The sequence below is a fragment of the Proteus sp. G2618 genome, from assembly GCF_009915995.1.
Taxonomy (GTDB): domain Bacteria; phylum Pseudomonadota; class Gammaproteobacteria; order Enterobacterales; family Enterobacteriaceae; genus Proteus; species Proteus terrae.
Window position 1 is genome coordinate 168,879 of record NZ_JAABNI010000026.1, and the last position, 12,471, is coordinate 181,349.

Annotated in this window: 6 protein-coding genes and 4 tRNA genes; 7 read left to right on the forward strand and 3 right to left on the reverse strand. The window is 36.9% G+C overall.

The features are described from left to right. The first annotated feature begins 168 nt into the window (after window positions 1–168). A complete protein-coding gene (gene gyrA / locus GWJ01_RS17335) occupies window positions 169–2,796 on the forward strand; it encodes a DNA topoisomerase (ATP-hydrolyzing) subunit A (RefSeq protein WP_075670684.1) in 2,628 nt (875 codons plus the stop codon). A gap of 192 nt (window positions 2,797–2,988) precedes the next feature. Further along, on the forward strand, window positions 2,989–5,823 hold the full coding sequence (gene rcsC, locus GWJ01_RS17340) for a two-component system sensor histidine kinase RcsC (protein WP_161711378.1): 2,835 nt from the start codon (window positions 2,989–2,991) through the stop codon (window positions 5,821–5,823). A gap of 398 nt (window positions 5,824–6,221) precedes the next feature. Here the strand turns inward: rcsC and rcsB are convergent, their stop codons facing one another. Then, window positions 6,222–6,887 (reverse strand): response regulator transcription factor RcsB, encoded by a 666-nt coding sequence (gene rcsB / locus GWJ01_RS17345; protein WP_161711379.1) that lies wholly within the window; start codon window positions 6,885–6,887, stop codon window positions 6,222–6,224. Window positions 6,888–6,889: 2 nt separating this feature from the next. Continuing rightward, entirely contained in the window at window positions 6,890–9,598 is a 2,709-nt protein-coding gene (gene rcsD, locus GWJ01_RS17350) for a phosphotransferase RcsD (protein ID WP_109393075.1), read from the reverse strand. A 203-nt stretch (window positions 9,599–9,801) separates the two neighbouring features. Between rcsD and GWJ01_RS17355 the strand changes: the two genes are divergently transcribed. The 4 genes from GWJ01_RS17355 to GWJ01_RS17370 all read left to right on the forward strand — a co-directional run bounded on the left by GWJ01_RS17355 (window position 9,802) and on the right by GWJ01_RS17370 (window position 10,431). Beyond that, window positions 9,802–9,889, forward strand: a tRNA-Ser gene (locus GWJ01_RS17355). 6 nt (window positions 9,890–9,895) lie between these two features. Continuing rightward, window positions 9,896–9,971 (forward strand) — tRNA-Thr (locus GWJ01_RS17360). Window positions 9,972–10,261: 290 nt separating this feature from the next. After that, window positions 10,262–10,349, forward strand: a tRNA-Ser gene (locus tag GWJ01_RS17365). A 6-nt stretch (window positions 10,350–10,355) separates the two neighbouring features. Next, window positions 10,356–10,431: transfer RNA gene (locus GWJ01_RS17370), tRNA-Thr, on the forward strand. Window positions 10,432–10,562: 131 nt separating this feature from the next. Here the strand turns inward: GWJ01_RS17370 and GWJ01_RS17375 are convergent. Further along, on the reverse strand, window positions 10,563–11,300 hold the full coding sequence (locus tag GWJ01_RS17375; protein WP_161711380.1) for a LexA family transcriptional regulator: 738 nt from the start codon (window positions 11,298–11,300) through the stop codon (window positions 10,563–10,565). A gap of 237 nt (window positions 11,301–11,537) precedes the next feature. Between GWJ01_RS17375 and GWJ01_RS17380 the strand changes: the two genes are divergently transcribed. Continuing rightward, window positions 11,538–12,353 carry an antitermination protein Q gene (locus tag GWJ01_RS17380; RefSeq protein WP_161711381.1) on the forward strand — a complete coding sequence of 272 codons (816 nt, stop codon included), beginning with the start codon at window positions 11,538–11,540 and terminating at the stop codon, window positions 12,351–12,353. The last annotated feature ends 118 nt before the right edge of the window (window positions 12,354–12,471 follow it).

The window sequence follows — 12,471 nt, forward strand, 5'->3', positions numbered from 1 at the left end:
AAGTATTACTCCTATTTTCATATTGCCATGATTCTACCAACGTTAGACGGTGAAATCGAAGAGAATAGCGAAAGGATCATTAATTTAGTTGTTTCCTTTTTCCAAAAATTGGCGATTTGTGGTATAGTTCTAAACCTTTGAATCCGTAGTATGAGGGACAGTGGCTCCATGAGCGACATTGCCAGAGAAATCACACCAGTTAATATCGAAGAAGAGCTGAAAAGCTCATATTTGGATTATGCGATGTCTGTTATTGTAGGACGCGCATTACCCGATGTTCGAGACGGACTGAAGCCAGTACACCGCCGAGTGCTTTTCGCGATGAATGTACTAGGAAACGATTGGAATAAACCTTATAAAAAATCAGCCCGTGTTGTTGGGGATGTTATCGGTAAATATCACCCGCACGGTGACAGTGCTGTTTATGAAACGATTGTTCGTTTAGCACAGCCTTTTTCTATGCGTTACATGTTGGTTGACGGGCAGGGTAACTTCGGGTCAGTTGATGGTGACTCGGCGGCTGCAATGCGTTATACCGAAGTTCGTATGGCGAAAATCGCCCATGAACTGCTGGCGGATTTGGAAAAAGAAACGGTTGATTTTGTTCCTAACTATGATGGAACAGAACATATTCCGGCAGTAATGCCAACCCGTATTCCAAACTTGTTAGTCAATGGTTCTTCAGGGATTGCGGTGGGGATGGCAACAAACATTCCTCCACATAACCTAGGCGAAGTTATCGACGGCTGTCTTGCTTATGTTGATAACGAAGACATCACGATTGAAGAGTTGATGGAACATATTACGGGGCCTGATTTCCCGACTGCCGCTATTATTAATGGTCGTAGAGGAATTTTAGATGCTTACCGTACTGGTCGCGGAAAAATTTATATTCGTGCTCAGGCTGACATCGAAACTGATGAGAAAACAGGTCGCGAAACTATTATCGTGACAGAAATTCCTTATCAGGTGAACAAAGCTCGTTTAATTGAAAAAATTGCAGAGCTTGTTAAAGATAAGCGTATTGAAGGTATTAGCGGATTACGTGACGAGTCTGATAAAGACGGTATGCGTATTGTCGTTGAAATCAAACGTGATGCTGTGGGTGAAGTGGTATTAAATCACTTATTCTCACAAACACAAATGCAGGTTTCTTTCGGTATTAATATGGTTGCGCTTCACCAAGGCCAGCCAAAATTATTAAATCTAAAAGAAATTATCTCTGCCTTTATTCGTCACCGTCGTGAAGTTGTTACTCGTCGTACTATTTACGAATTACGCAAAGCGCGTGACCGTGCTCATATCTTAGAAGCACTGGCTGTTGCATTGGCGAACATTGACCCAGTTATTGAAATGATCCGTCAAGCACCAAATCCAGCAGAAGCAAAAGCGGCATTAATTGCACAACCTTGGGATTTAGGTAGCGTTTCTACCATGTTAGAGCGTGCTGGCGACAGCAACGTTGCTCGCCCTGAATGGTTAGAGCCACAATATGGTGTGCACGACGGTAAATACTATCTAACAGAGCAACAAGCTCAAGCTATTTTAGATCTGCGTTTGCAGAAACTGACCGGTCTTGAACATGAAAAACTGTTAGATGAATATCGTGAGTTATTACTCCAAATTGCTGAGCTATTACATATCTTAAGAAGCCCTGAACGTCTGATGGAAGTCATTCGTGAAGAGCTAAATGCGATTAAAGATCAGTATAACGATCCTCGCCGAACTGAGATCACTGAAAATACGGCTGATATTAATATTGAAGACTTGATCAATGAAGAAAATGTTGTTGTGACACTTTCTCACCAAGGCTACGTTAAATATCAACCACTTACCGATTACGAAGCACAGCGTCGTGGTGGTAAAGGCAAATCAGCAGCAAGAATTAAAGAAGAAGACTTTATCGATCGTCTATTAGTGGCTAACACCCATGACACGATTTTATGCTTCTCAAGCCGTGGTCGTCTCTACTGGATGAAAGTTTACCAGTTACCAGAAGCAAGTCGCGGTGCTCGTGGTCGTCCAATTATCAACTTATTACCTCTTGAGCAAAATGAACGAATTACCGCTATTTTGCCAGTAAGAGAGTATGAAGAAGGTAAGTTTGTCTTTATGGCAACGGCAAGCGGAACCGTGAAGAAAACGCCTCTGCAAGATTTCAGTCGTCCTCGTAGTGCAGGCATCATTGCCGTTAACTTAAATGAAGGCGATGAGTTAATCGGTGTTGATTTAACCGATAGCACAAACGAAGTTATGTTGTTCTCTGCGGAAGGTAAAGTGGTTCGTTTTGCGGAAGATTGTGTTCGCCCAATGGGTCGTACTGCGACAGGTGTCCGTGGTATGAAACTGAGTGATGACGATAAAGTGGTTTCACTCATCATCCCTCGTGGTGAAGGTGATATCTTAACTGTAACTGAAAATGGTTATGGTAAACGTACTGCTCAAAGCGAATACCCAACGAAGAATCGTGCAACACAAGGCGTTATCTCTATTAAAGTGAGTGAGCGTAACGGTAAAGTTGTTGGTGCAATTCAAGTTGAAGAAACTGATCAGATTATGATGATCACTAATGCGGGTACATTAGTTCGTACACGCGTTTCTGAAGTCAGCATTGTTGGACGTAATACACAAGGTGTTACCTTAATTCGTACAACAGAAGATGAGTTGGTCGTTGGCTTGCAACGCGTTGAAGATGAGGATGATGCATTAGATGACGATGAAGTTAATGAAGTTATTAGCGAAGAGTCATCAGAAGCACCTGATTCAAATTTAGCAGATGATGCGGACGAAGAATAATATTTATCATTATTGTGATGTATAAATAAAAGAAAGCAGGCATAATTGCCTGCTTTTTTTATGTGGTAGGATCAGTTTATTATCAGAAAAAATTATCCTGATGATAAAGATCATATCATTCAGACATTCAGTAACTTCTGCTAGAATAGAATAAGTTTCTTGTGCGGTAGGAATATTGATTAGGGTGGTTGTTTGAGATATCTCTCGTCCTTTAAAACATCGTTAAAAATTTCCCGCTACCTTTTTCGGATATTAGGTATCATGTTGTGGGCGATGGGTGCATTGCTAACCATGTTTTACCTCATCAATATCTTTAATGATACCAAGTCTGATATTCGGCAAGAGTATAGTAATAACTACACCAACCTTCTGAGTTTCTTTAGGCAAACCTCCGGCACTATCCGTGATTTACAATACCTCGCAGAACGTCACCAAGAACAAATTAACTTAAACCCGGGCATGAAAAACTCATTATTTTATGAAGGGCCATTCTCTCTTCATAAACTTAATGACACCGCAGATTGTGAATTATTTAAAGGGCAAACGAACAACTATTTCCGCTCTTTTAACAGCATCTTATATTATTGGAAAGATAACACTCCGGCATTACAAGGGATAAATCAAGTCTTTATGGTTGGCTCCCATAGCATGTGTATGATTAACTTCCCTTTGCGAGCATCCCCTGTTGATACTGAAATGTTGAAAAAAATGGTTTACGAAAATACACGTAACTATGTTAATCAACGTGCACAAGGTAAAGAAGTTAATCAATATTGGATAGTGCCAGATGCAAAAGGGGATAGTGGCATTTTATATGTTATGTCGCCAGTTTATGCCTCAGGTAAATTCATTGGCCTGATTGGTATTGAAAGGGCTATTCGTCTTGAATATTTTTCTCCTGCCAAAGATAGAGTGATTTCAATTCATCTTCTTAATAGCAGAAATACAACAGTTTTAAGCTATCCAGCAGAAAACAACTATCATACCGTTAAACAGGTTCCTGATGTCAGCGCCCCTTATTTTGGCTTTGATGAAGACTTTAGTGATTTAGTTGCTAAGCGTAAATTATTACCATCATCTTTTAGTGTGGTGTATTCATTACCACTCAAGCAAATTTTAAATGAATTTAAATTCACGATTTTTAATGCGCTGATCTTAAATATTATCTCAGCCATTATGATTTTTATTTTCGTCTGGATCTTTGAGAGAAAAATATTCTCTCCAGCCGAAAATAATGCCTCTCGTCTAGAAGAACACGAACAGTTTAACCATAAGATCGTGGCATCAGCGCCAGTCGGGATCAGTATTCTTAGAATACGTGATGGAATGATCATCTTAAGTAACGAGCTAGCACACAACTATTTTCGTTTGCTTAGCCATAGCGATAAACAAAATATTCTTTCTATTATTGCTGAGAAAAGTAGCAATATGGTCGATGTAGTGACCAACAATCGTAATCATCTGCAAATAAGCTTTGTTAACTCACGTTATCAAAATGAGGATGTGGCTATCTGTGTTTTAGTGGATATTAGCGCACGGGTTAAAATGGAGCGCTCACTACAAAATATGGCGACAGCTGCGGAGCAAGCTAACCAAGCTAAATCGATGTTTTTAGCAACAGTCAGCCACGAATTACGAACACCACTTTATGGAATTATTGGTAATCTAGAATTATTGCAGTCGCTTACACAAAATGATGATACATCTCGATTACTAAAGACGATGGATAACTCTTCATCGTTATTGCTAAAAATTATCAGCGATATCCTCGATTTCTCGAAAATTGAATCTAAACAGTTAAAAATTGATATTAAGCCATTTAATTGTCGCCAAGTACTCTCGTTTGTTATTTCTAACTATTTACCTTTGATTGCGAAAAAAGACTTGGCTATTTACTGTTTTATTGAACCTGATGTACCAAAAATTGTAAATAGCGATCCTGTTCGTGTACAACAAGTTATCTCTAATTTGTTGAATAACAGTATTAAATTCACCACAACTGGATGTATTACCTTACATCTTTATAAAGATGATTATTATCTCTATTTTGATATTCACGATACAGGGAGAGGTATTAGCGATAAAGCATTGCATGAGCTGTTCGAGCCATTCTTCCAAGTATCTCAAAATACAGAAAGTGCATCAGAGGGAACTGGATTAGGTTTGGCCATTTGTGAAAAACTGATCAACTTAATGGATGGGGATATCAGTGTTGTTTCCCAAGAAAATATTGGTAGCCGCTTTACGGTTCGTATACCTCTTTATGGTGCCTTAGAAGGAATAGAATCGTCTTCTAAACAGAATATTTATAAAGAAAGTAATGTTCGTTGTTTTATAGACATTAAAAATCTTTATTTGGAAGGCTTTATTGGTCGATACCTTCGTTACTTCGGTTTGAGCTGTGAATTACTTACTGAAGAAGTGGTGATATCTTCAAACGATTTTATTATTACGGACTACGATCTACCAAGAAAATATAACAGCCAATTTATTAGGATCAATGAGCATTACTTTGAGCCATCAAAGAAAATAGCTGAAAATATATGGGTATGCAGTACTTATAAACTAAATGAATTAACAAAAATAATACTGCAATTACCACAAAATAAAGTTGAAGCAAATTGTGCGGAGATGGTGGAGCAAGCTACAGATTGTAGCTTGCAAACTTTAACTATCCTTATTGTCGATGATCATCCAATAAACCGCTTATTGTTGACCGATCAACTGAAAAAAATTGGTTTTAATACAGCAACAGCAGAAGATGGTTGTGATGCATTAACGTATTTAGCTAAGAATCATGTTGATATCGTTCTGACAGATGTCAACATGCCGAATATGAATGGCTATCAGTTGGCAACACATATACGAGAAATGGGCAGTGCTATGCCTGTAATAGGAGTAACGGCGAATGCGATTGCCGAAGAGAAGCAACGCTGTATTAATGCCGGAATGAATGATTGTGTATCCAAACCTGTTTCACTTTCTATTTTAAGAGAAGTGTTGGTGAAGCATATTCCTAAAGAATAGTTCTAGAACGTGAACGATAAAATGAGTAAATAAAGACTAATTTATTAGTCTTTATTTATTTTTAAGCCCAAATAAGGCGAAAAGTGATGCATTTAAAAAGTATTTTGATAGATAAGGTAAAAACAGAGCAGAGTCATAACAAGATAAATGACTTAAAAGCAGGGTAATAAAGCCTCTACAATGCTCTGTGAGCACTGAAGCTAATAAGGGTATGAAGAAATAGAAGGATAAATCATACTGCTTAGAAGCGCTTGTAAACAAAGGAGGATATTACTAAGGGAAAGAAAGGGGGAGCCCAAAAAGAAAGAAGGATAAATTAAAGACTAAAAAGCAGAGAAGCTCCCCAAAGGGTTGAGCTTCCTGATTTTATCGGTGCAACTAAGGTAACTACAGTGAAATTAATCTGGGCCGTTAATTTCCTTATCAATAGTCACTGATGATAAGTAATTAAGTAATGCGATATCGTTATCGACACCTAATTTCATCATGGCTGATTTTTTCTGACTACTAATCGTTTTAATACTACGATTCAGTTTCTTCGCGATTTCAGTTACAAGGAAACCTTCAGCAAATAATCTCAGCACTTCACTCTCTTTTGGTGATAGGCGTTTATCGCCATAACCATTCGCATTGACTTTTTCAAGTAGCTTCGCAACACTTTCAGGCATAAATTTTTTGCCTTTTTGCAGCGCAGCCAATGCTTTTGGCAGATCAGTCGGAGCACCTTGCTTAAGCACAATACCTTCAATTTCAAGATCAAGGACTGCGCTCAAAATAGCTGGGTTGTTATTCATTGTTAGTACGATAATCGACAAATTAGGATAATGTCTTTTAATGTACTTAATGAGTGTAATACCATCACCATACTTATCGCCAGGCATAGACAAGTCAGTAATTAAAGCATCCACATTTAACTTAGGTAAGTTATTGATAAGTGAAGTCGAATCTTCAAATTCACCAACAACATTGACCCATTCAATTTGTTCTAAAGATTTACGAATACCGAATAAAACGATTGGGTGATCATCGGGATCATCGGCAATAATAATATTAAGGTTATTCATGTTTAATTGTTACCTTGCTGCAGCAACTGTTGAATCCATTTATCCAGTTGAGTGATACGTTCTTTGATCTCTAATTCATTATGATTTTTTATGTCATGCTCTAAATATTCACAGCTTTCTCTGAGATATTCTAAATCTAACATGGCAAAAACCCCTTTTAGACGATGAGCTGTCTGGGCTAGAGAATGAAAGTCTTTATTTGTTGCTTCTAAGTGTAGTTTTTCAACATCAATAGGAACAGTACTGATAAATAGTTCCTTATAATCACTACCATTCAACTTCTTCCTATAATTATTAAGAATTACTTCGTATTTATCAAGGTTATTATTTTCATCCCAAATACTCTCTTTAGCTGTATCTAGGAGAAATGACTCATTTTCTTCAATTAAATAAGTAATAGCCTCTATTAAAGGATCACCGAAGTTATAGTTACACTTTATTAAATCTTTTGATATTTTTTCAAATCCAACAATAGAGCTCATTAATAATATTGTTGGAGATTCAGGATTATCATTCGGCGTATCCCTAAGTATGATATCGTATTCGGGATAAAGATTCTCTCTATTTTTATCAAAGTATGTAGCGCCATATTTATCAAGCTGTTGACAGATGATTTTTTCTATTTCAGGGTTTTTTATGGCGAGTTTTGCGTTTATACCCTCTAATAATACGTTAAAAGTTCGTTCTTCCGTATCTATATGCTGGTATGGGAGTGCAATTCGGAAATGAGAACCAATACTTTCTTGACTCTTAATAGTTAATTCTCCCTGTATCTTATTACACAGCAAATGACATAAATAAAAAATGATACCTGAGTTAGAATAATATTTGTCTCCCATTGCTTGGCCTAAGAATGGGTATTTTATATTAGCAATGTCTTGAGGTGTAAGTCCGCTTCCACTGTCAATAATATCAATAAGTATTTCTTCTTTATCTTTATTTTGAACTAAATTCAGATTAACTGTTATCTTTCCATAATTAGTCGTACTAATGGCATAATTAATCAATGATAAAATAATCTTACTTAAAGCCGGGCCATCGTTAATTAAAAGTAAGCCTGGTCTTATGTTATTGTGGAAATAAAGTGTTAGGCCTTTTCTTATCATAAAAGGTGATGCTGTTATCAGAATAGATTCAACTAATGTTGAGAGTTCAAATTCATCCTTATGAATTTTCCATTCTTGATTTTCTAACTTATTAATTAATGTAATGTTTTCTATCCACTCAGAAATGTAATTTGTTTTCTCTAATAATAAGCTAAGCAATTGTTGATGAGTATCTTCGGGTAATAACTCTTTGAACTGATAAACCATCTCATTTATATCTTTGATGGGACGCATCAATTCTAATGACATATTAGATAAAATTTTGCGTCGTGCGATGGTGTTTTTCTCATATTCTTGCTGTGCAAGTTGTAATTTTTTATTGATTAATGCTTCGTTATCTTTATTCAGGAATATGAATAATGATGTATTGTCAATATTGTTATTATTACTGGTTCTTATTTCATAAATTTCGTTGTTGATAGCCGTTTGGATTAAGCCATTATGCTCAACCGCCATTTGGCGGATCTTAGATAAATCAATATGAGGCAGTAATTTTTCCGCATGACTATTACTAATAATCTTATGGTTAGAGGAAAAATTATAGACTAATAATCCTATCGGGAGATTCGAAATGATGTCGTTTGTCATCTCTTCTTTGATTCGTAGGTTACGAGTCATAGAGATATAAGGGAAAACGTACTTATTCCGAATATAGATATGGCCAAAAATGGAAATAGAAATAAATACCAGCAGGCTGATTAATAACCAAATATTTTTGTAGGCAATCTCTTTTATAATCGATTTCAACGGATATTCATAAGAGAGTGAATAGGGGATCCCTGCAATAGGTTGAGAAAAAATCAGTGAAGAGCCGTCTGTTGATACTTCAATGCTATTTTTGTCGTAAACAGATTGCTGACCTGTTGGAAGTAGTCTTAAGTAGTGTGGAGACAATTCTGAAGGTAAGAAGTTATTGATAGGCAAATCAAACGCTACTACGCTGGTTAACTGACCAGGCACATTAAACATAATACGATAAGTGTAGTAGTAGATGTTTTCTGTAGACATTTTCCTGATGGGAGAAAGACTCTCTTTTTCATCTAATGCCGTTGATTGCATCAATAACTCAGACCGCTTGTTTTCAGCCGTTAATGTTAAATAGCTTTCTTTATAACGGATCTCCGGCTTAAGCACAGAATGAGTCGTAATTAAGATAAGATCATTTCCTTTACCATTTAGATAATAAAGTGAACTGTAATCATTACGCACTCCCCAAAGAATTTCGAGTGAATTTGCAAATCGTTGTGCTAACTGAAAGGTTTGCTCATTGGGTTTGCCGAATATAATGGAATCTACGGTTTGATCTCGGCCTTCAAGCCAAAATACATCCGAACGTAATCTTATTGGATTAAGTCGCAATACAGGGAACGTCGAGGTATCGGCTATTTTATTTGATAGCTGAAAAAGCTGATTAGAGTGGTAACGGTAATCTTCAACCTGTCGAGCAAATTTGTGAGTCGTATTGTTGATAGCATTTTTTTTGCTATCTAGCCAAGTGTCAAAATAACTGTAAGCGTATAGAAAAAGTGATATGACCATAAAAAGAAGAAACAGGGCATATAGACGAGTTAGTGTATTTGGCTTGAGTTGGTTCAATGTACGCATTCAGTTTGCGAGCCTTTAAGAGACAATGTAATTAAAAAATAGAAAATTGAATAAACAATCACCATTATTCAGTCATTATATTAACAGGTTATCACTTTAAAAGGGATATTCGGATGAACTTTGAGCAAACAAACAAAAAAATCCAATTTTTTTACAATCGGAGCTAGACAGCGGGGCCAGAGATAGGCATAATTCCGCGCTATGGAAGGATGGCCGAGTGGCTGAAGGCAGCGGTCTTGAAAACCGCCGATGGGAAACCATCCTAGAGTTCGAATCTCTATCCTTCCGCCAGAATTAGCCGGCTTAGCTCAGTTGGTAGAGCAACTGACTTGTAATCAGTAGGTCACCAGTTCGACTCCGGTAGCCGGCACCATATAAGAACCCGTTATCTCGTAAGAGATAGCGGGTTTTTTCTTATCTATAATTCTATTTTTCATTTTCCCTCTTATTTATTTTTATTTAATTCCTTTTGGGTTACTCCATTTATCTCTCGATATCACTGTGATTTTTTATCTTTAGTTATCAAAAATTAACCAGTATATTAGTGAGTTAGCACTTTTTAAGCAAAAAGCGTTTGAAGATTGAGCAAACAGATAAAAAAGTCATTTTTTTTACAATCAGGACTAGACAGCGGGGTCAGAGATAGGCATAATTCCGCGCTATGGAAGGATGGCCGAGTGGCTGAAGGCAGCGGTCTTGAAAACCGCCGATGGGAAACCATCCTAGAGTTCGAATCTCTATCCTTCCGCCAGAATTAGCCGGCTTAGCTCAGTTGGTAGAGCAACTGACTTGTAATCAGTAGGTCACCAGTTCGACTCCGGTAGCCGGCACCATATAAGAACCCGTTATCTCAAAAGAGATAACGGGTTTTTTCTTGGGTAAATTTTATGAATATATATTAAAAAACACCACATAAAAGATTGTAGTGTTTTCGTGTATTACTATGATTATCGATCTATCACGATCACCAACCCATCACGGACCAATTAAATACTCGTCCCAAAATTTTTACTTCTTCTAATGTAGAACGCTCATCTGGGTAATCAATAGTGTTATAGCTACGGATGATTATGGTGTTATTGGGAAGTCGATGTAAAATTTTGACTCTTAAAAGATCACCTTGTTGAATAGCATAAATACCGCCATCAACAATTTTTGTATGTCCTGTACTGATAGTGACAATTGAACCATCAGGGATAACAGGGGACATACTGTCACCATGAACTTTAAAAGCAACGGCATCACTAGGTTGAACACCATAGCGATTAAATGTAGAACGAGAAAATCTCAATAACTCCACCTTCTGATTATCCGTGGTACAACTTCCGAAACCGGCAGCTAATTCAATAGTAGTATAGAAGGGGATCTCAACTTCATCTCGTTCTATCGGTGTATTATTATCCCAATCATCAACAGGTGTCATTTCATTGACTGAAACACCATCGTTTATTTTTGCTCCTCGCCCATATTCTAACCATTCTGCTCGAACATCGAGCCATTGACTTAATGCTAAAATATTGGTTGGATCGGGAATTGATTCGCTGTTTAGCCATTTCCACACTGCTGGAGCACTGACTTTTATACCTTGTTCAGCAAGTGCATCTGTAATTCTTTTACCTAACCCACGACCTGCAATCCCTGAATCTAAACAAGCTTCTTGAAGCCTTTTTGTGAACTCCGTTTTATCATTAATCTTAACCATTGGTTAATTTCCTTTGCTGCTTGACGTCACTTTAGTTAAAATATAACATTAATCATTAGTTAATAAAAGTATGGGAAGTACAAAAAATTAACTAAATAAACCAATGCAAGAGTGGTAAGTAAAAATCACGTTGAGATAACGCCGTAAATGCGGGTGATTTAGATGCATAAATGCCATGCCTTGTCGTGGTACATGGATGACCAATTAGTAGTGATAGGAAATCAAAAGGAGCATTAAATGAGACTAGCAGACTTACCTAAATATTTTTCACCAAAAAGCATTGTATTAAGTGATGTAAGAACCATTAAATCGGTAGATTCACTTTCAGTCACCGATGTTATGACATCAATTAGCCTAGTAACGCGAAAAGGGCGCATGGGAATAGAACTGTTTTTAGCTAAACATAATATTAATAACCCAAGCGAAGCGATAGAAAGTCTTTACCAATACGCATTAACCCAAGTTTATCTATATAAAGCGATTGATAAATTAACTGAAAACGATAAATCCAAAGTTTTGCAGATTATTGCTAATTATGCTTTTCAGGATTACGCAAGAAGTGCCGCAAGTAAGAAAGCGTGTCTTAATTGCTGTAATGGATTTATTGAGGTTGAAGTTTTTACCACCAAAAGCTACACCTCAAAATCAGTTAAAGGGCTTGAGCGAAACCTTAAAGATGAGCTTAAAGTTAAACCAATAAATAAAACCTCTTACCGTGAAGTGAGAGAGACAACTCGTGTTGTTTGCCCTACATGTAAGGGAAAAGCCGAAATTCGTTTGGCATGTCGTTGTCATGGACGTGGTCAAATTTTAGATAAAAAAGAGAGCGAAAAACAAGGCAAACCTGTTTTCAAACCTTGTAATCAATGTTCAGGACGCGGGTATCCTCGTTTAAAATTCAGCGAAGTATTAGAACAAGTACAAGCGGTAGTGAGTGTTTCTAAAACTGTTGCGTACAGTAACTATAAGCCGCTATTTGAACATTTAGTTGAAGAATGCTTTAAAGAAGAGTCTTTATCAGAAAAAATTCTTCAAGAAGTAACTGTTAAGTAATAATTTTCTCTATTTTTTATTTTTGTAGAAAATGGGTATTGATCTTCAGGAAAAAAAAGCATACTATATCCCCACAGTGAGAGATTTGTATCTAAAGACCTCACAACAGAATATAAAG